The organism is Streptomyces sp. XY006, assembly GCF_002237655.1.
GTDB classification, from domain to species: domain Bacteria; phylum Actinomycetota; class Actinomycetes; order Streptomycetales; family Streptomycetaceae; genus Streptomyces; species Streptomyces levis.
Genome location: NZ_NOKT01000047.1, coordinates 15077 through 40072 on the forward strand (window position 1 = coordinate 15077; position 24996 = coordinate 40072).

Annotated in this window: 21 protein-coding genes and 1 pseudogene; 10 read left to right on the plus strand and 12 right to left on the minus strand. The window is 71.7% G+C overall.

Translation table 11 applies throughout. The features are described 5' to 3' along the window. The first annotated feature begins 5 nt into the window (after nt 1-5). The gene (locus CHR28_RS35360) at nt 6-1445 is read left to right on the plus strand and encodes a dihydrolipoamide acetyltransferase family protein (protein ID WP_094057821.1); all 1440 of its coding nucleotides are present in this window, start codon (nt 6-8) and stop codon (nt 1443-1445) included. A gap of 66 nt (nt 1446-1511) precedes the next feature. Here CHR28_RS35360 and CHR28_RS35365 read toward each other — a convergent pair whose 3' ends face one another. Continuing rightward, nucleotides 1512-2411: a D-alanyl-D-alanine carboxypeptidase family protein gene (locus CHR28_RS35365; RefSeq protein WP_094057822.1), complete on the minus strand. Its 900-nt coding sequence runs from the start codon at nt 2409-2411 to the stop codon at nt 1512-1514. A gap of 208 nt (nt 2412-2619) precedes the next feature. On the opposite strand from CHR28_RS35365, the gene CHR28_RS35370 reads away from it, so the two are divergent. Further along, nucleotides 2620-3270 carry a GntR family transcriptional regulator gene (locus CHR28_RS35370; protein ID WP_094057823.1) on the plus strand — a complete coding sequence of 217 codons (651 nt, stop codon included), beginning with the start codon at nt 2620-2622 and terminating at the stop codon, nt 3268-3270. Continuing rightward, on the plus strand, nt 3267-4562 hold the full coding sequence (locus CHR28_RS35375; protein ID WP_094057824.1) for an MFS transporter: 1296 nt from the start codon (nt 3267-3269) through the stop codon (nt 4560-4562). Before CHR28_RS35370 ends, CHR28_RS35375 begins: the two co-directional genes overlap by 4 nt. Here CHR28_RS35375 and CHR28_RS35380 read toward each other — a convergent pair whose 3' ends face one another. Both CHR28_RS35380 and CHR28_RS35385 read right to left on the minus strand, forming a co-directional pair. Beyond that, nucleotides 4563-5336, minus strand: coding sequence for an SAM-dependent methyltransferase (locus CHR28_RS35380; RefSeq protein WP_094057825.1), 774 nt, complete (start codon nt 5334-5336; stop codon nt 4563-4565). A 118-nt stretch (nt 5337-5454) separates the two neighbouring features. Further along, entirely contained in the window at nt 5455-6279 is an 825-nt protein-coding gene (locus CHR28_RS35385; RefSeq protein ID WP_094057826.1) for a maleylpyruvate isomerase family mycothiol-dependent enzyme, read from the minus strand. Between the two features lie 181 nt (nt 6280-6460). Between CHR28_RS35385 and CHR28_RS35390 the strand changes: the two genes are divergently transcribed. Continuing rightward, nucleotides 6461-7258: a carbon-nitrogen family hydrolase gene (locus tag CHR28_RS35390; RefSeq protein ID WP_094057827.1), complete on the plus strand. Its 798-nt coding sequence runs from the start codon at nt 6461-6463 to the stop codon at nt 7256-7258. An 11-nt stretch (nt 7259-7269) separates the two neighbouring features. Here the strand turns inward: CHR28_RS35390 and CHR28_RS35395 are convergent, their stop codons facing one another. After that, nucleotides 7270-7761 (minus strand): LURP-one-related/scramblase family protein, encoded by a 492-nt coding sequence (locus CHR28_RS35395; protein WP_094057828.1) that lies wholly within the window; start codon nt 7759-7761, stop codon nt 7270-7272. After that, nucleotides 7758-8756, minus strand: coding sequence for a GlxA family transcriptional regulator (locus CHR28_RS35400; RefSeq protein WP_094057829.1), 999 nt, complete (start codon nt 8754-8756; stop codon nt 7758-7760). The genes CHR28_RS35395 and CHR28_RS35400 overlap by 4 nt, the downstream gene beginning before the upstream one ends. 52 nt (nt 8757-8808) lie before the next feature. Here CHR28_RS35400 and CHR28_RS35405 point away from each other — a divergent pair, with 52 nt between their 5' ends. Both CHR28_RS35405 and CHR28_RS35410 read left to right on the plus strand, forming a co-directional pair. Beyond that, nucleotides 8809-9234: a cupin domain-containing protein gene (locus CHR28_RS35405; protein WP_094057830.1), complete on the plus strand. Its 426-nt coding sequence runs from the start codon at nt 8809-8811 to the stop codon at nt 9232-9234. Beyond that, the gene (locus CHR28_RS35410) at nt 9231-11048 is read left to right on the plus strand and encodes a thioredoxin-like domain-containing protein (protein ID WP_094057831.1); all 1818 of its coding nucleotides are present in this window, start codon (nt 9231-9233) and stop codon (nt 11046-11048) included. Before CHR28_RS35405 ends, CHR28_RS35410 begins: the two co-directional genes overlap by 4 nt. A gap of 10 nt (nt 11049-11058) precedes the next feature. Here CHR28_RS35410 and CHR28_RS35415 read toward each other — a convergent pair whose 3' ends face one another. The 4 genes and pseudogenes from CHR28_RS35415 to CHR28_RS35430 all read right to left on the minus strand — a co-directional run bounded on the left by CHR28_RS35415 (nt 11059) and on the right by CHR28_RS35430 (nt 15621). After that, nucleotides 11059-11310 (minus strand): DUF6458 family protein, encoded by a 252-nt coding sequence (locus CHR28_RS35415; protein ID WP_094057832.1) that lies wholly within the window; start codon nt 11308-11310, stop codon nt 11059-11061. An 89-nt stretch (nt 11311-11399) separates the two neighbouring features. Next, on the minus strand, nt 11400-12749 hold the full coding sequence (locus CHR28_RS35420) for a M18 family aminopeptidase (protein ID WP_306437594.1): 1350 nt from the start codon (nt 12747-12749) through the stop codon (nt 11400-11402). 88 nt (nt 12750-12837) lie between these two features. Beyond that, on the minus strand, nt 12838-14664 hold the full coding sequence (locus CHR28_RS35425) for an acyl-CoA dehydrogenase (protein WP_094057834.1): 1827 nt from the start codon (nt 14662-14664) through the stop codon (nt 12838-12840). Nucleotides 14665-14804: 140 nt separating this feature from the next. Further along, nucleotides 14805-15621: pseudogene (locus CHR28_RS35430) on the minus strand (dioxygenase family protein). Between the two features lie 121 nt (nt 15622-15742). Between CHR28_RS35430 and CHR28_RS35435 the strand changes: the two are divergent. After that, nucleotides 15743-16207 carry an SseB family protein gene (locus CHR28_RS35435; protein WP_094057835.1) on the plus strand — a complete coding sequence of 155 codons (465 nt, stop codon included), beginning with the start codon at nt 15743-15745 and terminating at the stop codon, nt 16205-16207. Between the two features lie 60 nt (nt 16208-16267). Here the strand turns inward: CHR28_RS35435 and CHR28_RS35440 are convergent, their stop codons facing one another. Further along, nucleotides 16268-17008 (minus strand): TetR/AcrR family transcriptional regulator C-terminal domain-containing protein, encoded by a 741-nt coding sequence (locus tag CHR28_RS35440; protein WP_094057836.1) that lies wholly within the window; start codon nt 17006-17008, stop codon nt 16268-16270. Between the two features lie 141 nt (nt 17009-17149). On the opposite strand from CHR28_RS35440, the gene CHR28_RS35445 reads away from it, so the two are divergent. Beyond that, on the plus strand, nt 17150-18691 hold the full coding sequence (locus CHR28_RS35445; RefSeq protein WP_094057837.1) for an MFS transporter: 1542 nt from the start codon (nt 17150-17152) through the stop codon (nt 18689-18691). Between the two features lie 170 nt (nt 18692-18861). Beyond that, entirely contained in the window at nt 18862-19839 is a 978-nt protein-coding gene (locus tag CHR28_RS35450; protein WP_094057838.1) for a pirin family protein, read from the plus strand. A 6-nt stretch (nt 19840-19845) separates the two neighbouring features. Here the strand turns inward: CHR28_RS35450 and CHR28_RS35455 are convergent, their stop codons facing one another. Together CHR28_RS35455 and CHR28_RS35460 are read right to left on the minus strand one after the other, a co-directional pair. Then, nucleotides 19846-20613, minus strand: a complete 768-nt coding sequence (locus CHR28_RS35455) for a hypothetical protein (protein ID WP_094057839.1) — start codon at nt 20611-20613, stop codon at nt 19846-19848. Between the two features lie 134 nt (nt 20614-20747). Next, nucleotides 20748-22886 carry a SpoIIE family protein phosphatase gene (locus tag CHR28_RS35460; RefSeq protein ID WP_094057840.1) on the minus strand — a complete coding sequence of 713 codons (2139 nt, stop codon included), beginning with the start codon at nt 22884-22886 and terminating at the stop codon, nt 20748-20750. Between the two features lie 167 nt (nt 22887-23053). On the opposite strand from CHR28_RS35460, the gene aspS reads away from it, so the two are divergent. Further along, nucleotides 23054-24817, plus strand: a complete 1764-nt coding sequence (gene aspS, locus CHR28_RS35465) for an aspartate--tRNA ligase (RefSeq protein ID WP_094057841.1) — start codon at nt 23054-23056, stop codon at nt 24815-24817. Nucleotides 24818-24996 lie beyond the last annotated feature (179 nt).

Genomic DNA, 24996 nt, shown 5'->3' on the forward strand with positions numbered 1-24996 from the left:
GGGTCGTGACGACGATGACGGAAGCGTCCGTGCGCGAGTTCAAGATGCCCGACGTGGGCGAGGGGCTCACGGAGGCGGAGATCCTCAAGTGGTACGTCCAGCCCGGTGACACGGTCACCGACGGGCAGGTCGTGTGCGAGGTCGAGACGGCGAAGGCGGCCGTCGAGCTGCCCATCCCCTACGACGGGGTGGTCCGGGAGCTGCACTTCCCGGAGGGCACCACGGTCGACGTGGGCACGTCGATCATCGCGGTCGACGTGAGCGGCGGCGCCGCGCCCGCGCCCGCCGCGCAGCCGGAGCCGGAGGCCGCCGAGGCCGCGGCGGAGCCGAAGCCCGAGGGCTCCGGCCGCCAGCCGGTCCTCGTCGGCTACGGGGTGGCGACCTCGTCCACCCGCCGCCGCCCCCGCAAGGGCCCGGAGGTCCCCCTCCAGCAGGCCTCGTCGGCGATCCAGACGGAGCTGAACGGCCACGCGCCGGCGGCTCCGGCGGCGACCGTGGCGGCCCCGGCGACCGTGCCGGCCCCGGCGGGCGCGGACCGCCCGCTGGCCAAGCCGCCGGTGCGCAAGCTGGCCAAGGACCTGGGCGTCGACCTGACGACGGTCGTGCCGACCGGCCCGGACGGCATCATCACGCGCGAGGACGTGCACGCGGCGGTGGCCGCGGCCACGGCCGCCCCGCAGGCGACCGAGCCGGCGCCGGCGCCCACGCCCGCCCCGGTGGCCGCCCCGGCCTCGTACGACACCGCGCGCGAGACCCGCGTCCCGGTCAAGGGCGTCCGCAAGGCGACCGCGGCGGCGATGGTCGGCTCGGCGTTCACCGCGCCGCACGTCACGGAGTTCGTGACGGTCGACGTGACGCGCACGATGAAGCTGGTCGAGGAGCTCAAGCAGGACAAGGAGTTCGCGGGCCTGCGCGTGAACCCCCTGCTGCTGATCGCCAAGGCGCTGCTGGTCGCGATCAAGCGCAACCCCGAGATCAACGCGTCCTGGGACGAGGCCGCCCAGGAGATCGTGGTGAAGCACTACGTCAACCTGGGCATCGCGGCCGCGACCCCGCGCGGCCTGATCGTGCCGAACATCAAGGACGCCCATGCCAAGACGCTGCCGCAGCTGGCCGAGTCGCTGGGCGAGCTGGTGGCGACGGCCCGCGAGGGCAGGACGTCCCCGGCGGCCATGCAGGGCGGCACGGTGACGATCACCAACGTCGGCGTCTTCGGGGTCGACACGGGCACGCCGATCCTGAACCCGGGCGAGTCCGCGATCCTCGCGGTCGGGGCGATCAAGCTCCAGCCGTGGGTCCACAAGGGCAAGGTGAAGCCCCGTCAGGTCACCACGCTGGCCCTCTCCTTCGACCACCGCCTGGTCGACGGCGAGCTGGGCTCGAAGGTCCTGGCCGACGTGGCGGCGGTCCTGGAGCAGCCCAAGCGCCTGATCACCTGGGCGTGACCCGGCACTGACGCGGAAGGGGCTCACCGCCACCGGCGGTGAGCCCCTTCCGCGTGCCGCGCGTGCCTACTTGGTGAAGCCGTAGTTGAGCAGCTTCGTCGCGTCCGACTTGCGGGCCGTCGCGCTGGTCGAGGCCAGGACCGTGCCGATGACTGTCTTGCCGTTGCGGGTGGCGGCGAAGACCAGGCAGTAGCCGGCCTCCGGGCCGGAGCCGGTCTTCACACCGATCGCGCCGGTGTAGCTGCTGAGCAGCGGGTTGGTGTTCTCCCACGGCGCCATCGTCCGCGTGCCGCCGGACTTGGTGGTCGTCTTCGCCGTGTACTTCTTCGTCTTGACGACCGTACGGAACGTGGAGTTCTTCATCGCCGCGCTGGCGAGCTTCGTCAGGTCGCGCGGCGTGGAGTAGTTGGCGCCCTTGCCGATGCCGTCGAACGAGTCGAAGTGGGTGTTCTTCAGGCCCAGGTTCTTGGCGGTGGTGTTCATCTTGCCGATGAACGACTTCACGCGCGCCGCCCGCGTCGAGCCCGAGCCGAACTTGTCGGCGAGCGCGTACGCCGCGTCGCAGCCGGACGGCAGCATCAGCCCGTACAGCAGCTGGCGGACGGTGACCTTGTCGCCGACGATCAGCTTGGCGTTGGACGCCCAGTTGTTGTCGACGATGTAGTCGCTGTACGCCTTCTGGACCGTGACCTTGCTGTCCAGGTTGAGGTTCGACTGCTTCAGCACCACCAGGGCGGTCATGATCTTGGTGGTCGAGCCGGTCGAACGGCGCGTGTCCGCCGCCTTGGTGTAGAGCGACTTGCCGGTCGCGTTGTTCATCACGTAGCCGCCCTTGGCGGCGATCGACGGCGTGGCGGCGGCCTGCGCCTGCGTGGTGGTGAGGGCTCCGGTCGCGAGCATGGCGCCGGTGGTCACGGCGACGGCCGCGGCTCTGCGGAGACGGGTGCCCTTAATGCCGGTTATCAAGTCAAGTACCCCGATTGCGTTGAATGCCCCAACGGTGCGGCCGAGTTGAGGACGAGGAGAAAGGGGCCGCACGTGTCTGACTTGTAAGTAGCACAGTTGGTTGTGCTCACACCCGGCGGGACCCCCGCTTTGCCACAGATGTGTGACATACAGGTCCGCATACTGGACGGATGCATCCATGCACACCTGTTGTATCTATGCTGTCCGCATGACCCTGGCCGTGAAGCAACCCCCCGCCGCCGACCGCGTCTACACCCACGTCAAACAGGGCGTCCTGGAGCGCCGTTACGAGGGCGGGACCCTCCTCACCGAGGGCGAGCTGGCCGAGGCCGTCGGGGTCTCGCGCACGCCGGTGCGCGAGGCGCTGCTCCGGCTGGAGGCCGAGGGTCTGATCCGGCTCTACCCCAAGAAGGGCGCCCTGGTCCTGCCCGTCTCCGCGCAGGAGATCGCCGACGTCGTCGAGACCCGGCTGCTCGTCGAGGAGCACGCGGCGCGCAAGGCCGTGCCCGCCCCTCCCGGGCTCATCGAGCGCCTGGAGGAGCTGCTGGCCCGTCAGAAGAAGCAGGCCGCGGCGGGCGACCTCGCCGGGGCCGCCGTCACCGACCGCTGCTTCCACGCCGAGATCGTGCGCAGCGGCGGCAACGAGATCCTCTCCCGCCTCTACGACCAGCTGCGCGACCGCCAGCTGCGCATGGGCGTGGCCGTGATGCACTCCCACCCCGACCGCATCGCCAAGACCCTCGCCGAGCACGAGGAGATCCTCGACGCGCTGCGCGCCGGGGACGCCGACGCGGCCGTCGGGCTCGTCCACCGGCACGTCGGCTGGTTCTCGCACCTGGCACGGGGGGAGGTCCGATGAGCTCCACGACGCTGCCCGGTGATCCCCCTGGCGGGCGGCGGGCGCTGGCCGTCTGGGGCGTCGGCGTCTCGGTCTACTTCGTCGCGGTCATCTTCCGCACGTCCCTGGGCGTGGCCGGCCTGGACGCCGCCGACCGCTTCCACGTCAACGCCTCGGCCCTGTCCACCTTCTCCATCCTCCAGCTGCTGGTCTACGCGGGCATGCAGATACCCGTCGGCCTGCTCGTCGACCGGCTCGGCACCAAGAAGGTGCTCGCGCTCGGCGCGGTGCTGTTCACGGCGGGGCAGCTGGGCTTCGCGTTCTCCCCGTCGTACGGCATGGCGCTCGCCTCCCGGGCGCTGCTCGGCTGCGGTGACGCGCTGACGTTCATCAGCGTGCTGCGGCTGGGCACCCGGTGGTTCCCGGCCCGGCGCGGGCCGCTCGTCGCGCAGCTGGCGGGTCTGGTGGGCATGGCGGGCAACCTCGTCTCCACGCTCGTCCTGGCCCGGCTGCTGCACGGCATCGGCTGGACCGCCGCCTTCGCGGGCAGCGCCGCCGCCGGGGCCGTGGTGTTCGTGCTGGTCGTGCTCTTCCTCAAGGACCACCCGGAGGGCCACGAACCGGAGCCGGTCCCGCACCGCGGCGGGGCCTACGTACGGCGCCAGATCGCCGCCTCCTGGCGGGAGCCCGGGACCCGCCTGGGCCTGTGGGTGCACTTCACCACCCAGTTCCCGGCGATGGTCTTCCTGCTGCTGTGGGGCCTGCCGTTCCTGGTCGAGGCACAGGGCCTGTCCCGGGCGACAGCCGGTGAACTCCTCACGCTGGTGGTGCTGTCCAACATGGTCGTCGGCCTGGTCTACGGCCAGATCATCGCCCGGCACCACGGGGCCCGGCTGCCGCTCGCGCTCGGCACGGTCGGCGCGACGGCGGCCCTGTGGGCGGCGACGCTGCTGCACCCCGCGCCGCACGCCCCGATGTGGCTGCTGATCGTGCTGTGCGTGGTGCTCGGGGCGTGCGGGCCCGCGTCGATGATCGGCTTCGACTTCGCCCGCCCGGCGAACCCGCCCGAGCGGCAGGGCACGGCCTCCGGCATCACCAACATGGGCGGCTTCGTGGCGTCCATGACCACGCTGTTCGCGATCGGCGTGCTGCTGGACGCCACCGGCGACGACTACACGGTGGCCTTCTCGGCCGTCTTCGTGCTCCAGGCGCTCGGCGTCACGCAGATCCTGCGGCTGCGCAGGCGGGCGGCGCGGCGGGAGCGGGAGCGGCTGGTGGCGAGCCGGGTGGAGACGGTGCACGTCCCGGCGTAGTCACCCGGTCGCCGCCTGGTCACCCGGTCGACGGGCCGTCACAGGCACAAGTGTGAGGTACGCCAGCCCGAGGACGCCGCGGTAGGTGAGCCAGGCGGCGCGGTGGCGGTCGGCGCGCTGCCGTGTCTCCTCGGCCCGCGGGTGCCCGGGGTGCTCGGCGAGCCACACCTCGGTGTCCGCCAGGTACGCCGACTCGAACTGCTCCCACTCGTCGAGGCTCGCCGTCTCCGTCCACTCCGGCCGGAACCCCGCCGCGATCACCAGCTCGATCAGGCCCGGGAGGCCGGGATGGTCGGTGGCGGCGGCGCCCGGCCACATCCGGGAGAGCTCGGCCCCGGTCGGGGTGCGCTGCCAGAAGCCCTCACCGAGCAGGACCCGGCCGCCGTCGGTGACGAGGCGGCGGAGTGCGGCGAGAGCCTCGGGCAGACCGCCGCCGAGGGCCTGGCTCGCGCCCACGCACAGCACGAGGTCGGCCGGGCCGTGGGGCGTGCCGGTGGCGGACTCCTCCAGGAAGCGGACCCGGGGCGTGAGACCGCGTGCCTCGGCGGCCCGCCGGCCCCGGGCCAGGTCCTCGGCGTCGAGGTCGATCCCGGTGCCGGTCGCGTGCGGGGCGGCGGCCAGGACGCGCAGCATGAGCTCGCCCCGGCCGCAGCCGATGTCCAGGACGGTGCGCGGGGAGGTGTCGGCGAGACGTCGTACGAGGGTCTCCGCGCGGGTCTCGGACAGGGGGCCGTGGAAGGTGAGGCGGCCGGAACGGCCGGGCGGTGAGGTCATGGCAGGGGACGGTACGGCGGGGGCGGGGCGGCGGCACGGGGTTTTCCGGTGCCGGGAGCCGATGCCGGGCCGGGCTGGATGCGCGGCCCGGCGCGGCACGGTGCCTTCCGCGGCCGGGTCACTGCGTCACGGTGAAGTTGCGCAGGATCGCCGCCGTGAGGTCCGGGTCGCCCTCCGTCTTCAGCCGGTCGGCGACCGCCTCGGGCGTCACCCGGCCGCAGGCCAGGCGGACGTAGGTCTCCCAGTCGAGGGTGAGGGTGGCGGCGGGGCCCAGGGCCGGGGCCGTCTCCAGGGTGCCGCGGCCGTTGATGTCGACGCGGATCGTGCGCAGGAACTCGATCGGGCCGTGCACGTCGAAGACGATCGCCGAGCTGCGCGGCGCCTGCGCGTCCTCCGCCACCACGCGCGGGAGTTCACCGAGCAGCACGTCCCGGGTGAGGTGCGCGCCGGGGGAGTCGAGGTTGCCGGGCCGGCCGAGGGCCGTGCGCAGGTCCTGCTCGTGCACCCACACGGCGAAGGCGTGCCGGCGCATGGACTCCTCCAGGGTGAGCTCGGCCCCGAGCGGCCCGCGCACCTTCGTGCCCGGGTCACGCGAGTCGTTGCGCAGCTGGCGGTTGCGGCGGATGATCACGTACTCCAGCTCGGAGGTCATCTCCGGCGCCGTGTGGTGCCGGCGCACGTCGACCTGCATCTCCATGTAGCGCTGGTGGTCGTTGGTGACGTGGAACAGGTCGCGCGGCAGCGTGTGGATGGGACGCGGGTCGCCGAGCATCTCGCAGTCGAGGCCGATGACATGGGACACCACGTCCCGCACCGACCACCCGGGACACGGCGTACGCCGGTTCCATTCGGCCTCCGCGAGCGGCTGGACCAGTTCGGATATCGCTTCGATGGAGTGGGTCCAGGCGTCGGCGTAGGGCTGGAGGGTGGGATGCAGACTCACGGAACGGGACCCCTCGGCGGTCGGTGCACGGGCAGGTGGTGGCGGCGTTGCCAGTGGGAGGTGGCGGCTGTCGGCGGGTGTCTTGCGAGCTAAGTTACGCTGCTGTGGGGCACCCCGGCAGTGCTTTCGTGTGACGATCGTAGGCCCGTGTGGACGGCTCGAATGCCAGGACGGTGGTAGTGTGCGCGCCTCTGTGATCCAGATCGCCGTAGACGAGGGCGAATCGGTCGAATCGCGCCGGCGGCGGGCGGCCTCCCTGGTCCGGGAGCAGGCCGGTGCCGACCTCGTCGTCCTGCCGGAGCTGTGGACCACGGGCGCGTTCGCCTATGACGCGTTCGGCACGGAGGCCGAGCCGCTCGAAGGGCCCACCTACGAGGCGATGGCCAAGGCCGCGAGCGACGCGGGCGTCTGGCTGCACGCCGGCTCCATCCCCGAGCGGGACCCGGACGGCCCCCTGTACAACACCTCCCTCGTCTTCTCGCCCTCCGGCGACCTGGCCGCCGCCTACCGCAAGATCCACCGGTTCGGCTTCGACAAGGGCGAGGCCGTGCTGATGGGCGCGGGCGAGGATCTGGTGACGGTGCGTCTGCCCGCGACGACCCTGGGCCTGGCCACCTGTTACGACCTGCGCTTCCCCGAACTCTTCCGCGGACTGGTCGACGCCGGAGCCGAGACGCTCGTGGTGTCGGCGGGCTGGCCCGAGCGCCGCCGGTCCCACTGGACGCTGCTCGCGCAGGCCCGGGCCGTGGAGAACCAGTCGTTCGTACTCGCCTGCGCGACGGCCGGGACGCACGCCGGGGTCCCCCAGTCCGGCCACTCGATCGTGGTCGACCCGTGGGGCGAGGTGCTGGCCGAGGCCGGTGCCCACGAGGAGGTCCTCACCGTGGAGTTCGACCCGGGGAAGGTCGCGACGACCCGGGAGCAGTTCCCGGCGCTGAAGGACCGGGTGCTGGGACTCCAGCCGCCGCGCAGGCCCTGACCGGGGCGTCCTCAGTCCTCCCGCTCCTTCTCCGCCAGGTGGATCACGCACACCGCCACCGCGATCAGCAGCGCCGGGTCCGCGTCCTCGCGGACCACGTCCACGCCGTAGGTGTCGCGCACGGTGAGCCACCGCCGGGAGATCACCGCGAGCAGCTCCCCGTCGTACTCGACGGCGAACTCCCGGTCCAGGATCTTGCCGCTGACGTCCAGTTCGCTGCCGTCGGCCAGGGAAACCCGGTAGTGGTTGCGCAGCAGGGACAGGCGTTTGCGGCGGATGGTCGCCAGCGGCTCCCCGGCCCGCTGGAGCACCATCGTGTCGCGCAGGGCGAGCATCTTCTGGTGGATGTCGACGAGGACGCGGCCCTGGGTGTCCTTCAGCTCCCAGGTGTCGCGCAGGCGCAGGGCCTTGCCGTCGACGAGGAACACCTTGGAGCCGTGCTCGTCCTCGATCCAGTAGTCGTCACCGAAGCCGAGGAGCCGGTCGTACACGAGGAATCTCATGGGACCAGGGCTTCCCCGCCTCCGCCGCCGAAACGCCGCCTGTAGGCCGACGGGCTGAGTCCGGTCGCCCGCCGCAGCCGCGCCCGCAGGTTGGCGGCCGTCCCGAGCCCGCTGCGGTCGGCCACCACGTCCAGCCGCTCCTCGCCCCGCTCGATCAGCCGGCAGGCCAGCGCCACCCGCTCGGCGGTGAGCCACGCCAGCGGGGTCGTGCCGAGCTGGGCGCGGAAGCGGCGGTGCAGCGTGGCGGGGCTGACCCGCGCGTGTGCGGCCAGGTCCGCCACGGTCAGCGGTTCGCCCAGCCGCTCCTGCGCCCACGCCAGAAGAGGCCCCAGGGACTCGTCCCGCACGTCCGGCACCGGCCGCTCCACGAACTGCCGCTGCCCGCCGTCCCGGTGCGCGGCGAAGACCAGCCGGCGGGAGACGTGGTTGGCGATCTCGGCGCCCTGGTCACGCCGCCAGATGTACAGCCCGAGGTCGAGCGCGGCCGCGCTGCCCGCGGCGGTGAGCACGTCGCCCTCGTCGACGAACAGCACGTCGGGCTCCAGCAGCACCTTCGGGTGCAGCCGGCGGAAGGAGTCCGCCCACCGCCAGTGCGTCGCCGCCCGCCGCCCGTCCAGCAGCCCGGCCTCGGCGAGCGCGAAGGTGCCGGTGCAGAAGCTCACGATCCGGGTGCCCCGCGCGTGGGCGCGCCGGATGGCGTCCAGCACGGCCGGGACCCGGGGCACGACGTTGTCCGGCCGGCCCGGCACCACCAGCGTGTCCGCCCCGTCCACGGCGTCCAGGCCCGGGACGCCGGTGAGCGTGCAGAAGCCGTGGTTCATCCGGATCCGTGGCGCGGGCCCGCACAGCACCACCTCGTACAGCGGCCCCGGCAGCCCCAGTTCGGGCCGCGGCAGCCCGAACAGCTCGGTGGCCACCCCCACCTCGAAGGGGTTGGTGCCCTCGTCCACGATCACGGCGACCCGGTGCGGGCGCTGCGAGGATCCTTGCGACATGTGCGATTCCTAGCACTCGTGCCCGTCGGTCCGCACCCCGCAGGATCGGCCCATGACCCAGGAACCCGTCTCCCTCGCCCGCGCCCTGGCCTCCTTCTCCGACCGCTGGAGCCCGCGCATCGTCACCGCCGTCAACGACTACGACGTCCGGATCGCCAAGGTCGAGGGCGAGCACGTCTGGCACGTCCACGACCACACCGACGAGTTCTTCCTCGTCGTCGAGGGCGAACTCCACATCGGCCTGCGCGAGCCGGCCGGCGAGCGCACGGTCGTGCTGCCCGCGGGCAGCGTCTTCACCGTCCCGCGCGGCACCGAGCACAAGCCGTACGCCCCCGTCCCGACCGCCATCCTGATGTTCGAACCCACCGGCACCCTCACGGTCGGCGACCGCCCCGGCGAGATCCCGGACCACGTCGACGCCACGACCGGTCATGCCCTGGACCCGACGCCGCAGCCGGATGACACCCTGGGGTCATGAGCGACTCCGTACGCCGACGCGCCCGCGTCCGCGCCCCCGAGCTGACCGGCGAGGGCGGCTGGCTGAACACGGGCGGACAGCAGTACACCCTCGCCGACCTGCGCGGACGCATCGTCATCCTGGACTTCTGGACCTTCTGCTGCATCAACTGCCTGCACGTCCTGGACGAGCTGCGCGAGCTGGAGGAGAAGCACCGGGACACGGTCGTCGTCATCGGGGTGCACTCCCCGAAGTTCGCCCACGAGGCGGAGCACGGGGCGGTCGCCGACGCCGTGGAGCGCTACGGGGTGGAGCACCCGGTGCTCGACGACCCGGAGCTGGCCACGTGGAAGCAGTACGCGGTGCGCGCCTGGCCGACGCTCGTGGTGATCGACCCCGAGGGGTACGTCGTCGCCCAGCACGCCGGTGAGGGGCATGTACACGCCATCGAGCGCCTGGTCGGGGAGCTTGAGGCGGAGCACACCGCCAAGGGCACCCTGCGGCGCGGCGACGGGCCGTACGTGCCGCCGGAGCCGGAGCCGACGGTGCTGCGCTTCCCGGGCAAGGCCGTGCGGCTGCCGGGCGGCACCTTCCTGGTGAGCGACACGACCCGGCACCGGCTGGTGGAGCTCGCCGCGGACGGGGAGAGCGTGGTGCGGGTGTTCGGCGCCGGCACGCGGGGCTTCGCCGACGGGTCCGCCGCCACGGCCACGTTCAACGAGCCGCAGGGACTCGCCCTCCTCGACGACGGGACGGTGGTCGTCGCCGACACCGTCAACCACGCCCTGCGGCGGCTGGACCTCGCCGCCGGCGAGGTCACCACCCTCGCCGGCACGGGCCGGCAGTGGTGGCAGGGCTCGGCCACCTCGGGGCCCGCCCGCGAGGTCGACCTGTCCTCACCGTGGGACGTGGCCTGGTGGCAGGGCCGCGTCTGGATCGCCATGGCCGGGATCCACCAGCTGTGGGCGTACGACCCGCGGGACGGGACGGTGGCCGTCACGGCCGGGACGACCAACGAGGGGCTGGTCGACGGACCCGGCGACCAGGCCTGGTTCGCGCAGCCCTCGGGCCTCGCCGCCACGCCCGGGCGGCTGTGGCTCGCCGACTCGGAGACGTCCGCCCTGCGCTGGGTGGACCCCGACGGCTCGGTCCACACCGCCGTCGGTGAGGGCCTGTTCGACTTCGGCCACCGTGACGGCGCCGCGTCGCAGGCCCTGCTCCAGCATCCGCTGGGCGTCACGGCCCTGCCCGACGGCTCGGTCGCCGTCAGCGACACCTACAACCACGCCCTGCGCCGCTACGACCCGGCGACCGGCGAGGTGACGACCCTGGCCACGGATCTGCGCGAGCCCAGCGACGCCGTGCTGGACGGCGACGACATCGTGGTCGTGGAGTCGGCCCGGCACCGGCTGACCCGGCTGCGGCTGCCGGAGGAGGCGGTGCAGGTCCCGGACGTGGCCCACCGCACCCGGCGGGAGCCGACCGAGGTCGCCGAGGGGCGGCTGCTGCTGGACGTCGTCTTCCAGGCGCCCGCGGGGCAGAAGCTGGACGACCGCTACGGCCCCGCAACCCGCCTGCTGGTCTCCTCGACCCCGCCGGAGCTGCTGCGCGAAGGCGAGGGTGCGGGGACTGACCTGTCCCGCACCCTCGCGCTCGAACCGTCCGTGAGGGAGGGCGTGCTGCACGTCTCCGCGATGGCCGCGTCCTGCGACGACGACCCGGCCACCGAGTTCCCCGCCTGTCACGTCCACCAACAGGACTGGGGCGTACCGGTGCGCCTCACGGGGACGGGGACCGGCCGGCTCTCCCTGGTGCTGGCCGGGATGGACGCCTGAGCGTCCGGCGTCACACCCCGTACCCGCCGGTGTAGCCGTCGCGGCGCTGGTGGGCGGCCGGGTCGTCGACGACGCCCGCCGCCGGTGGCACGACCACGCGCCTGCGCCGGTAAATGCTGCTGAAGACCGTGACGCCAATCAGTCCGACAATCATGAAGATGATTCCGACCAGGTCGAGGTTGACTCCCTCCATGTCCCAGTCGGTCGCGAACGTGAGGATGGCTCCCACGGCGATGAGGATGATGCATCCGCCGAGGCCCATGTGTGTCGCCTCCCTGTACGGTCCGGTCGGTCCGGTCCCGGAACAACCGGGTACCCCGGAGGCGAACACCCATGCGGCGGCGGCCCGTTCTACCTCTCCAGAAACGCCGTCAGCGCATTGGCCAGCAGGAACGGGTCGTCGGCGCCGCACAGTTCGCGGACGCTGTGCATCGACAGGATGGCCACGCCGATGTCGACCGTCCTGATGCCGTGCCGGGCGGCGGTGATCGGGCCGATCGTGGTGCCGCAGGGCATGGAGTTGTTGGAGACGAACGACTGGAACGGCACGTCCGCCGCCTCGCAGGCCGCCGTGAACTCCGCGCGGCCCGAACCGTCCGTGGCGTAGCGGTTGTTGACGTTGACCTTGAGGATCGGGCCGCCGTTGACGCGCGGGTGGTGCGTCGGGTCGTGCCGCTCCGCGTAGTTGGGGTGGACGGCGTGGCCCGTGTCCGAGGACAGGCAGACCGTGCCGGCGAAGGCGCGCGCCCGGTCCTCGAAGGAGCCGCCGCGCGCGAAGACCGAGCGCTCCAGCACGTTGCCGAGGAGCGGCCCGTCCGCGCCGGTGTCCGACTGGGAGCCGTTCTCCTCGTGGTCGAAGGCGGCCAGGACCGGGATGGACGCCGGCTGCGACGAGGAGGAGGCGACGGCGGCGAGCGCGGCCGTGCCGGCGTGCACCGACAGGAGGTTGTCCATGCGCGGTCCGGCGATCAGTTCGCGGTCGCGGCCCAGGTAGGCGGGCGGCTCCACGGAGTGCGTCATCAGGTCCCAGCCGGTGACCTCGCCCGCGGGGATGCCGGCGCTCTCCTCCAGGAAGGCGATCAGGTCGCCGTCGCGCACGTCGCGGCCGAGGCCCCACACGGGCTGCATGTGCCGCTGCTTGTCGAGCTTGAGGCCGTCGGCCGTCACCGAGCGGTCCAGGTGGATGGCGAGCTGCGGGACGCGCAGCAGCGGCCGGTCCACGTCGACCAGACGCGTCGAGCCGTCGCGCAGGGTCAGGCGGCCGGCGATGCCGAGGTCGCGGTCGAGCCAGGAGTTGAGCAGCGGCCCGCCGTAGATCTCCACGGCCACCTGGCGCCAGCCGTGCGCCCCGCTGTCGGGGAGCGGCTTGACGCGCAGGTTGGGGGAGTCGGTGTGGGCGCCGACGATGCGGAACGGCGTGTGCGGCGCGGCACCCTCCGGCACGTACCAGGCGACGATCGCGCCGCCGCGCAGCACGTACTTGCCGCCGCTCGTCCCGTCCCAGGCGTCCGTCTCGGCGACCTGGCGGAAGCCGGCCTTCTCCAGCCGCTCGGCGGCGTTCGCCACGGCGTGGTACGGCGTGGGGCTGGCCGCCAGGAAGGTCATGAGGTCGTCGGTGTGGCCGCGGTCGAAAGTGAGAGGTGCGCGCGGAGCGCTCGTTGCAGGGGCGGCGGCGGGAGACGGGCGGGCTGGTTCGGTCATGCATTCACCTTAACGACGGACGAGGGCCTGTTCCCGGTGCAGGGGAACAGGCCCTCGCGCGAAGGACGTGCGGATCAGAACACGCGGATCAGAACGCGGCCTCGTCCAGCTCCATCAGGTCCAGCTCGACACCCTCGGCGACCTTGCGGGCCAGCGTGACGCCCGGCAGGACGTTGGCGGCGAAGAACTTCGCGGCGGCGATCTTGCCGGTGTAGAAGGCCTTGTCCTTGGCGGAGGCGGTCTGCAGCTTCTCGGCGGCGATCGCGGCGCCCTTGAGCAGCAGGTAGCCGACGACGACGTCACCGGAGGCCATCAGCAGGCGGGTGGTGTTGAGCCCGACCTTGTAGATGTTCTTGACGTCCTGCTCGGTGGCCGCGAGGTCGGTCAGCATCAGGCCGACGATCGCCTCCAGCTCCACGGCCGCCTTGGCCAGGTGCTCGCGGGCGCCCGCCAGCTCCTCGCCGCCGGTGCCGAGCGCCAGGAACTTCTTGATGTCCTCGGCGAGGGAGTTCAGCGCGGCGCCCTGGTTGCGGACGATCTTCCGGAAGAAGAAGTCCTGGCCCTGGATGGCCGTGGTGCCCTCGTAGAGGGTGTCGATCTTGGAGTCCCGGATGTACTGCTCGATCGGGTACTCCTGCAGGAAGCCGGAGCCGCCGAAGGTCTGCAGCGACTGGGCGAGCTGCTCGTAGCCCTTCTCGGAGCCGTAGCCCTTGACGATCGGCAGGAGCAGGTCGTTCAGCGCGTGCTCGGTGGCGGCGTCCTCGCCGGCGGCCTCCTTGATCTGGATGGCGTCCTGGATCGAGGCGGTGTACATCACCAGCGCGCGCATGCCCTCCGCGTACGCCTTCTGCGTCATCAGCGAGCGGCGCACGTCCGGGTGGTGCGTGATGGTGACCTTGGGGGCGGTCTTGTCCATGAAGTTCGCCAGGTCCGGACCCTGGACGCGCTCCTTGGCGTACTCCAGCGCGTTCAGGTAGCCGGTCGACAGCGTGGAGATCGCCTTCGTGCCGACCATCATGCGGGCGAACTCGATGATCCGGAACATCTGCCGGATGCCGTCGTGCTTGTCGCCGATCAGCCAGCCCTTGGCGGGGTGCTGGTCACCGAAGGTCATCTCGCAGGTGTTGGAGGCCTTCAGGCCCATCTTGTGCTCGACGTTCGTGGCGTAGACGCCGTTGCGCTCGCCCAGCTCGCCGGTCTCGAAGTCGAACAGGTACTTCGGGACGAGGAAGAGGGACAGGCCCTTCGTGCCGGGGCCGGCGCCCTCGGGGCGGGCCAGCACGTAGTGGAGGATGTTCTCCGACATGTCGTGCTCACCGGAGGTGATGAAGCGCTTCACGCCCTCGATGTGCCAGGAGCCGTCCTCCTGCTGCACGGCCTTGGTGCGGCCGGCGCCCACGTCGGAGCCCGCGTCGGGCTCGGTGAGGACCATCGTGGAGCCCCACTGCTTCTCCGTGGCGATCTTGGCTATGTGCTTCTGGACCTCGTTGCCCTCCTCGAAGAGGATGCCGGCGAAGGCCGGGCCCGAGGAGTACATCCACACGGCCGGGTTGGCGCCCAGGATCAGCTCGGCGTAGGCCCAGATCAGGGAGCGCGGCGCGGTGGTGCCGCCGATCTCCTCGGGCAGGCCGAGGCGCCAGTACTCCGAGTCCATGAAGGCCTGGTAGCTCTTCTTGAAGGACGCCGGGACCGGCGCGGTGTTGGTCTCCGGGTCGAAGACCGGCGGGTTGCGGTCGGCGTCGGCGAAGGACTCGGCCAGCTCGTTCTCCGAGAGGCGGGTCAGCTCCTCCAGGATGCTCTTCGCGGTCTCGACGTCCATCTCCTCGAACGGGCCGGTGCCGTAGACCTTGTCGCGCCCGAGTACTTCGAAGAGGTTGAACTCGATGTCGCGGAGATTCGACTTGTAGTGCCCCATGGCGACGGCTCCCGGCTCCGTAGAGAGATCGGCGAGGCACTGGATCCTCGCGCTAGTTCACGTACCAACAAGTAGCTACACATGATGCTACCCGTCGGTAATAAGAGGCAACCCCGATCCGGTCATCTGTGACGCGTGGCTCATACCGGCACGGTGAGGGACGCCCCGAAGCCCTCGTCCACGCTGCCCGTGACCGTGGCGAGCTGCTGGTCGTGGCCGTCGCCGAAGACCCCGTCCGACTCGATCGACAGACTCCTCAGGTGCGTCACGCTCCGCTCGTAGCCCTCCGTCGCGTACACCGCCTCGCAGACGTCCCGGGGGAACGCGAGCTGGGAGGTGTTGGTGATCGAACGGGCCGCCGTGGCGTCGGCGAGGCTGCCGAAGACCTCGAAGTGGATGTGCGGCCAGCGGCCCTGGTAGCAGCCGGGGAAGACGCTGGTGAAGGTGGCCCGTCCCCGCTCGTCCGTCTCCTGGACGCCCCGCAGGTAGTTCTCCTCGGTGACCCCGTCCGAGTACAGGGAGTAGGCGCCGGCCCTCGCAGTGCCAGACGTAGACGGCCGCGCCCCGCTTCGGGGTCCCGCAGCCGGAGGCGGCGTCCACCACCGTGAGGGTGACCGTCAGCGGCACCCCCCGCGCGGTGCCGCCCGCGGACCGGCCGAAGCTGCGGGTGATGTCGCTGCGGACCACGCCGCTCTCCTTCAGCACGTTCACCCCGTTCGAGCCGTCCCCCGGGAAGGGCCCTGCGGTCTCCTCGGGGATCTCCGCGCACGCCGACGCCGGGGGTGAGGCCGAGGGCGGGGCCGACGCCGACGGCTTCCCGTCCGCGGTGCAGCCCACGAGCGGGACCAGCCCCGCGCCCGCCATCAGCCGGATCATCCTGCGGCGGGCGAGCACGGGCAGGTCGTGGGCCAGGCCCCGGTCGTGCTCGTGCGGGCCCTCGTCATGGCGTCCGTTCATGACTCGACGCTACGAGCGGCGGGCCCGGCGATCCACGGGCCCGCGGCTGTCAAGTCGCTGTCGGTTTCCGGGGGCCGGATACCGGCCCGGCCGCCCGGCCGCTCTCGGTACGCTTGCGCCCATGTACGGCTACGACCAGACAGCGGGCCCGCAAGCGCAGTACGCCCCTCCGCAGCAGCCGATGTCCGGCGGGTACGGGCAGCAGCCGCCGCTGTACCCCGAGCCGTCCCCGCCCTCCCTCGCGGACGCGGTGCGCGCGTTCACCACGGGGCAGATGGCGGCCGAGGACTTCCAGCAGGTCTTCGCCACGTCGAAGGTGTACTGCCCGCGCGGCGACAACCCCGGCTTCCTCGCCCTGCACAACACGCAGCAGCCGGTGATCCCGATGTTCAGCACGCTCAAGGAGCTGCGCCGGTACGCGGGCAAGGAGTCCAAGTACTTCGTGATCACCGGCGCCGAGGTGCTGGACCTGCTGCCCACGGGCTACGGCTTCGTCCTCGACATGGAGGGCGAGCACCGCATGGTGTTCGACGCGAAGGCCGTGGAGCAGATGGTCGAGTTCGCGATGCGCCGGATGTATGGCTAGACGCCATTGCTTCGCAGACGGCTAGACGCCCTTGCTTCGCAGCGGGCTGAGCCCGTGCTCTCACCCCTTCGGCAGGCGCAGGGCCAGGCCGTCCAGGACGACGTCGAGGCCGTAGGCGAACTTCATGTCGCGCAGGGCGGCGGGGTCGGTCGTGGCTTCCTCGACCTCCGCGTGCGGGATGGCCAGGTGACTGTGGTCGGCCGCGGCCCGCTGGGCCGCGGGCATGAGGCGGGCGATGAGGTCGGCCTCGGTCTCGCCGGAGCGGGCGACCGTGGTGAGCCAGGCGGCCTCCGCGCTGCTCATGCCCATGACGTACGAGAAGACGGTCTCGATCGCCCGGCTCGGCTCGGGGAAGCCCGCCGCCGTGAACAGCGCCGCGAGCCGCTCGGAGAAGTTCATGTAGTTGGGGCCCAGGTAGGCGAGCCCGGCCTGGCCCAGTACCAGGGTCAGCCAGGGATGGCGTAGCGCCGTCCTGCGGAAGGACTGGGCGGCCTCGGTGACCGCCTCCCGCCAGTCGGGACGGTCCGCCGGCGGGACGTGGACCTCGGCGGTCACCTCGTCCACCGCCAGCTCCATCAGCTCGTCCTTCGTCGCCACGTGCCGGTAGAGCGAGGTCGCGCCGGCGTTCAGGCGCGCGCCGAGCTTGCGCATGCTGAGCGCCTCCACGCCGTCCGCGTCGAGCATGGCGATCGCCTCGCGCACGATCGCGTCCCGGCTGAGCGCGGGCTGGTCGGCGCGGCGCTGCTCACGGGCCCACACGGACGGGATCGGCTTGCTGTCCGTCGTCCTGCTCCTGCTCATCGCGGCTCCTCCAGACTCGTGCGAACGGCGTGCGCAATCAGCGTACAGAACTCGGGTGTTGCGCACACTGTTCCGCCATGCGTACAGTGTGCGCATCGAACGAACGGTGTTCGCAGGATGTTCGCAGGAGGGGAAGAGGACATGGACGCTCGCCATCCACGCCGCTGGTGGATCCTGATCGTGCTGTGCCTGAGCACGCTGGTGCTGGTCGTCGACAACATGGCGCTGACGGTGGCGGTGCCCGCGCTGACCGAGGACATCGGCGCGAGCGCCCAGGAGACGCAGTGGATCCTCGACTCCTACGTCCTGGTCTTCGCCGGGCTGCTGCTGACCTCGGGCAGCCTCGGGGACCGGTTCGGGCGCCGGAAAATCATGCTGATCGGGCTGCTGCTGTTCGGGGCGGCCTCGCTCGGAGCGGTGTTCTGCAGCACGCCGGGCGAGCTGATCGCGGTGCGCATCGCGATGGGCGTCGGCGGGGCGCTGATCATGCCGTCGACGCTGTCGATCCTGATCACTGTCTTCGACGAGGACGAGCGGCCCAAGGCGATGGCGGCGTGGGGCTCGGTGTCGATGCTGGGGCTGGTCGGCAGCCCGGTCCTCGGCGGGGTGCTGATCGACCACTTCGCCTGGCAGGCGATCTTCCTGATCAACGTGCCGATCGTCGCTCTCGCGCTGCTGGCCGGTGTGCTGCTGATGCCGGAGTCGAAGGCGCCCTGGCAGAAGCCGGACCCGCTGGGCGCGGTGCTGTCGGCGGTGGGCATGACGGCCCTGGTCTGGTGGATCATCGAGATCCCGCAGCACGGCGCCTTCGAGGGCCGGTCCCTGCTCGTCCTGGCCGGCGCGGTGGCGGCCCTGGCCGGCTTCGTGGTCTGGCAGAACGTCACCAGCGCGCCGATGGTCCCGCTGGTCCTCTTCCGGCACCGCAACTTCAGCGGCGGCTCGCTCTCCCTGGCCCTGGTCCAGATCGGCAACGCCGGGCTGCTGCTGGTGCTGACGCAGTACCTCCAGTTCGTGCTCGGCTGGTCCGCGATCAAGGCGGGCCTGGCCTTCCTGCCGCTGGCCGTGGCCGCGCTGGCCGGCAACGCGGCCGGGGCGCAGCTCGCCGTGAAGGTGGGCAACCGATTCGTCATCCTCGGCGGGATGCTGCTGATGGCCGTCTCCTTCGGCCTGCTGACCACGCTCACCGCCGACAGCGGCTTCACGGTCCCGGCCGTGGCGCTGGGGATCCTGGGCCTGGGGGCCGGCCTGGCCATGCCGGCCGCCGTGGCCGCGCTGATGGGAACCATCCCGGAGGAGAAGGCGGGCGTCGGCTCCGCCCTCAACGACACCATCCAGCAGTCCGGCACCGCCCTCGGCATCGCGATCCTCGGCTCGCTGCTCTCCGGCGGCTACACCGACGCGATGCCGGCCGGCGCCCCGGCGCAGGCCAGGGAGTCCATCGGCGGGGCGCTCGCCGTCGCCGGCGGGGACGCGGGCCTGGTGCGGGCGGCCCGGGAGGCCTTCACCGCCTCGATGTCGACGACCTTCACCCTGAGCGCGGTCGGTGTCCTGGCCGCGGCGGTCGTCGCCACGCTGGTGATGCGGGACGGGAAGGCCGGGGCCGCCGACACCGAGACCGCCGAGGCCGGGGCCGGGGCCGGGGCCGCTCAGGCTGAGAAGGAGGAGGTCCAGTCGGCCGCGTAAGGCGGATCACGAGGGCCGGTATCCCCCAGGGGGGTACCGGCCCTCGCGCCATGCCGGTCTTCCGTGGTTCGCTGCGCCGTCGCCCGGGAATGCCCTCCCGGTTTTCTCTGTTTGGGGTGGCAGAAAGTTCAACGCTCAACTAAAGTGGGCGTACACGAGGAGGAACCGACATGCCTGCTGTGACCGTCGAGAACCCGCTGACGCTGCCCCGCGTGACCGCTCCCGCCGACGCCGTGGCACGTCCCGTGCTCACCGTCACGACTGCCCCGAGCGGTTTCGAGGGCGAGGGCTTCCCGGTGCGCCGGGCGTTCGCGGGGATCAACTACCGTCATCTCGACCCGTTCATCATGATGGACCAGATGGGCGAGGTGGAGTACGCGCCGGGTGAGCCCAAGGGCACGCCCTGGCATCCGCACCGCGGCTTCGAGACCGTCACCTACATCATCGACGGGATCTTCGACCACCAGGACTCCAACGGCGGTGGCGGCACCATCACCAACGGCGACACCCAGTGGATGACCGCGGGCTCGGGCCTGCTGCACATCGAGGCCCCACCGGAGCACCTGGTGATGTCCGGCGGGCTCTTCCACGGCCTGCAGCTGTGGGTGAACCTCCCGGCCAAGGACAAGATGATGGCCCCGCGCTACCAGGACATCCGCGGCGGCTCGGTCCAGCTGCTCACCACCCCCGACGGCGGCGCGCTGCTGCGGGTCATCGCCGGTGAGCTGGACGGGCACCAGGGTCCGGGCATCACGCACACGCCGATCACGATGATCCACGCCACGCTGGCGCCGGGCGCGGAGCTGACCCTGCCGTGGCGCGAGGACTTCAACGGCCTGGCGTACGTGCTGGCCGGGCGCGGCAGCGTCGGCACGGACCGCCGGCCGGTCCACACGGGCCAGACCGCGGTGTTCGGCGCGGGCTCCTCGCTGACCGTCCGCGCGGACGAGAAGCAGGACTCGAACACGCCGGACCTGGAGGTCGTCCTGCTCGGCGGGCAGCCGATCCGCGAGCCGATGGCGCACTACGGCCCGTTCGTGATGAACACCAAGGACGAGCTCATGCAGGCCTTCGAGGACTTCCAGAAGGGCCGTCTGGGCACCGTTCCCGCGGTGCACGGGATGACCGGGAGCGGTCCGCAGGGCTGACGGGCGTCACCGCGCCTCGGGGTTGTCCCAGGTGGTGACGTCCATGGTGACGGACGACAATCCGTTGTCGTCCGTCTGCCAGCCGAGGACGGTCAGTGAGGCGACCCGGTTCTCGTCGGTCAGGACGCACGCGGTGAGTCCCTTGCGGATGTTCTTCCGGTCGATGACGAACCCGAAGTCGGTGGCCGCGGCGCAGCTCTCGGCGGTCACCGGGCCCTCCACGGTGGCGAGGTCGCCGCTGGCGCCGGCGATGGTCCAGCCGTCGTTGCGCGACATGGAGTAGGTGATGTCGGAGAACCGGTTGGTGAAGTCCAGGTCGACGTTGCCCGAGGGGCGCAGCACCACCTTGCGGTGCTCCCGCACCGCGGCCGCTGCGGAAGCGCCGCCGGCCGCTCCGGCGTCGTCGGCGGCCGCCGGTGTCGCGCCGCCGGTCCGGTCGGCGGAGGGACCGGAGGCGACGGGCGCCGGTGTCGCCGTGGTGCCCGTGGTCGCGGCCGCCGTGCCCGGGGCCGGGGGCGCGGACGGACTCGGCGTCACGCCGGTGCCCGGCCCGGCCCCCGCGCCGCCCGGGGTGTTCCGGCCGTCGAGCCACAGGTAGCCGACCACACCCACCATCGCCACGACGGTGACGGCCACCATCGCGGTGGCGGGACCCTTGTACGAGAGGCGTCCCAGCTTGACCTGGGTGGAGGGGTCGCGTTGGCTGCCGCCCTCGTACGACACCGAGAAGGAGGACCTCTTGCCCCGGTCCTCCCGGGATGCGGACTTGCCCATGCGAATTCCTTGCCTGCGGTCGGGATGCGGCCAGGGGACTCATCGTGCAGGCGGTGTGAAGGGTGTCGTCGTCACTCACCCGGCGGTCACGCGAAAGGGTGTATCCGGTGCAGCGTGTTGACGGCGAGGGCTGGTTACAGCGACCAGGAACCGTCGCCCGAGCCGTTCACGGACTCGTAGAGCTCGAACCAGATGCTCTTGCCCTCGCCCCGCGGGTCCACCCCCCAGGCGTGCGCGAGCAGTTCGATCAGGACCAGGCCGCGGCCCGAGGACGCCAGCTCCCCGGGCCTGCGCTTGTGCGGCAGATCGTCGCCCGCGTCGGTGACCTCGATCCGCAGCCGCCGCTCCCCCACCTCACCGGTGATCTCGGTGACGAGCAGCGCGTCGGAGTCGGTGTGCACCAGGACGTTCGTCAGCAGCTCGGACACCAGCAGCACCGCGGAGTCGACCTGGTCGGGCACGGCCCAGTCGTGCAGCAGCTCCCGCTGCTGCTGCCGGGCCACCGCGATCCGCTCGGGCTCGTCCTGCGCGACCGTCAGCACCGAGCGGCGCACCGGCGGCGCCGCCGTCAGGGTGTCGCCGCAGCCGCAGCCCCCGCCGTCCCGGCTGAGCAGCAGCATCGCGATGTCGTCCTCGCGGCGGTCCGCGAGCGGGCCGGTGGTGTGGTGCGAGGACGGTCCGTGCACCGCCTGGACCAGGGTGTCGGCGAGCTCCTCCAGATCGCCCCGGTGCTCCTCCAGGATCCGGCGCAGCCGGCGCCAGCCGGTATCCAGGTCGTGGCCGCCGGTCTCGATCAGGCCGTCCGTGCAGATCAGCATGGTCTCGCCGGGCTCCAGCGCGAGCCTGGTCGTGGGGTAGTCGGCGTCCGGGTCGATGCCCAGCGGCAGACCGCCCGAGGTCGGCCGGGTCAGCACCGTGCCGTCGGCCATCCGGATCGCCGGGTCCGGATGCCCGGCCCGGGCGATGTCCAGCAGCCCCGACGCCGGATCGACCTCCACGTAGACGCAGGTCGCGAAGCGCGGGTCGTAGGGGTCCTCGTCGCTGATGCCGTGCAGGAAGCGGGAGGCGCGGGAGAGCACCGCATCGGGGCGGTGGCCCTCCGAGGCGTAGGCGCGCAGGGCGATGCGCAGCTGCCCCATCAGCCCCGCCGCCCGCACGTCATGCCCCTGGACGTCCCCGATGACCAGCGCGAACCGTCCGCTGGGCAGGGGGATCACGTCGTACCAGTCGCCGCCGACCTGGAGGCCGCCGCCGGTGGGCACGTAGCGGGCGGCGACGCCCATGCCCGGGATGCGCTGGGAGCCGAGCCTGGGCAGCATCGTGCGCTGCAGCCCGTCGGTCAGGGCCCGCTCGCTCTCGGCCACGCCCGCCCGGGTCAGCGCCTGCGCCAGCATCCGCGCCACCGTCGCCAGCACGGACCGCTCGTCCGGTGTGAACGCCACCGGGTAGGTGAACGCCGCCATCCACGCGCCCATCGTGCGCCCCGCCACGGTCAGCGGCAGGAACGCCCAGGACCGGCGGCCGAAGCGCTCGGCGAGCGGCCAGGTCAGCGGATAGCGGGCCTTGTACTGCTCGGCGGAGGACAGATACACGGCCCGGCCGGTCCGCACCACCTCGGCGGCCGGGTAGTCCGTGTCGAGCGGCATGTCGGAGAAGGGGCTCTCGGTGCCCCGCTGCTGCCCGTGGTGGCCGATGACCGTCAGCCGGTCGCCCTCCACGCCGAACACGGCCAGCCCGTCCGGGGAGAAGCCGGGCATCGACAGATTCGCCGTGACCCGCAGGACCTCCTGCGTGGAGCGCGCCTCGGCCAGGGCCCGGCCGGCGTCCAGCAGGAACGCCTCCCGGGAGCGCCGCCAGTCACCGGTGACGGCGCTGCGCCCGGCCGGGGTGCCCGGCGTCGGCTCGGTGACCTCCTGGAGCGTGCCGATCAGCAGATAGGCCTTGCGGGCCCGGTCGAAGGTCGGCTTGGAGCGGCTGCGGACGACCCGGACGACCTGCCCCTGCTCGTCCATGATCCGGATGCGGACCTCCGCGAGGGTCCCCTCGGCGACGGCCAGCTGGATGACGCCGGTGATCTCGTTCCAGTCGACGGGGTGCAGCCGGGCCCGGGTCTGGGCCTCCGTGAGGCTGACCTGTTCGGCGGGCAGCCCGAGCAGCCGTGCCGCCTCGGCGTCGACCGTGACCAGCCCGGTGGCGGTGTCCCAGTGCCACAGACCGGTCGCGAGGGCGGCCAGTGCCTCCCCCACGGCGGGCAGGGGCTCGCCAGTGCGCATTGCCCCACTTTAAGAAGACGTACTCGAACACTGCCACCGAGAGCGGAAGCGCGCGCGATCGTCACCCGCGGAGAACTCGGGAGAGTCGATCTTCGCCTGCCCGGTACGCTGGGGACCAGTTTCACGTGAAACACAGACCCCGATCAGCGAAGACTGGATGAACGACGATGCATCGGTACAGGTCCCACACCTGCGGCGAGCTCCGCTCCTCTGACGTCGGCACCGACGTCCGGCTGAGTGGCTGGCTGCACAATCGGCGCGACCTGGGCGGCATCCTCTTCATCGATCTGCGCGATCACTACGGCATCACGCAGCTCGTGGCCCGCCCCGGCACGCCCGCCTACGAGGCCCTCGACAAGCTCTCCAAGGAGTCGACGGTCCGCGTCGACGGCAAGGTCGTCTCCCGCGGCGCCGAGAACATCAACCCCGACCTGCCGACCGGTGAGGTCGAGGTCGAGGTCGGCGAGGTCGAGCTGCTCGGGGCTGCCGCCCCGCTGCCGTTCACGATCAACACCGAGGACGGCGTCAACGAGGAGCGGCGCCTGGAGTACCGCTTCCTCGACCTGCGCCGCGAGCGCATGCACCGCAACATCATGCTGCGCACGGCGGTCATCTCCGCCATCCGGCACAAGATGACGGCCCTCGGCTTCAACGAGATGGCGACGCCGATCCTGTCCGCGACCTCCCCCGAGGGCGCCCGCGACTTCGTCGTCCCCTCCCGCCTGCACCCGGGCAAGTTCTACGCCCTCCCGCAGGCGCCCCAGCAGTTCAAGCAGCTGCTGATGATCTCCGGCTTCGACCGCTACTTCCAGATCGCGCCCTGCTTCCGCGACGAGGACGCCCGCGCCGACCGCTCGCCGGGCGAGTTCTACCAGCTCGACATCGAGATGAGCTTCGTCGAGCAGGAGGACGTCTTCCAGCCCGTCGAGAAGCTGATGACCGAGCTGTTCGAGGAGTTCGGCGGCGGCCGCCACGTCACCTCGCCGTTCCCGCGGATCCCGTTCCGCGAGGCGATGCTGAAGTACGGCTCCGACAAGCCCGACCTGCGCGCCCAGCTCGAACTCGTCGACATCACCGACATCTTCGAGGGCTCGGAGTTCAAGGCGTTCGCGGGCAAGCACGTGCGCGCCCTGCCGGTGCCGGACGTCTCCGGCCAGCCGCGCAAGTTCTTCGACCAGCTCGGCGACTACGCCGTCTCGCAGGGCGCCAAGGGCCTGGCCTGGGTCCGCGTCGGCGAGGACGGCTCGCTGTCCGGCCCGATCGCGAAGTTCCTGACCGAGGACAACGTCGCGGAGCTCACCAAGCGGCTCTCCCTGGCCGCCGGCCACGCGGTCTTCTTCGGCGCGGGCGAGTTCGACGAGGTCTCCAAGATCATGGGCGCGGTCCGGGTCGAGGCCGCCAAGCGCGCCGGGCACTTCGAGGAGGGCGTCTTCCGGTTCTGCTGGATCGTCGACTTCCCGATGTACGAGAAGGACGAGGAGACCGGCTCGATCGACTTCTCGCACAACCCCTTCTCCATGCCGCAGGGCGGTCTGGAGGCCCTGGAGACCCAGGACCCGCTGGACATCCTGGGCTGGCAGTACGACATCGTCTGCAACGGCGTCGAGCTGTCCTCGGGCGCGATCCGGAACCACGAGCCGGAGATCATGCTCAAGGCCTTCGAGATCGCCGGCTACGACCGCGAGACCGTCGAGGAGAAGTTCGCGGGCATGCTGCGCGCGTTCCGCTTCGGCGCCCCGCCGCACGGCGGCATCGCCCCCGGCGTGGACCGCATCGTCATGCTCCTCGCGGACGAGCCCAACATCCGCGAGACCATCGCCTTCCCGCTCAACGGCAACGCCCAGGACCTGATGATGGGCGCGCCGACGGAGCTGGAGGAGGCCCGGCTGAAGGAACTGCACCTGACGGTGCGCAAGCCGCAGCCGAAGTAGCACTCACAGGTGAACGAAGCGCCCGGGACCTTGTGGGGCCCGGGCGCTTTCTCCTGGCTGGAACCGGGCAGTGTGCCGAACGGACTAGTGATCTGGTCTTGAGTTCACGTCTCGCCACGTGAGTCGTGGTTCGTTTCAGTTTTCGGCTCGGGCGGTGACAGGGGCTGGTGGCTGCGGTC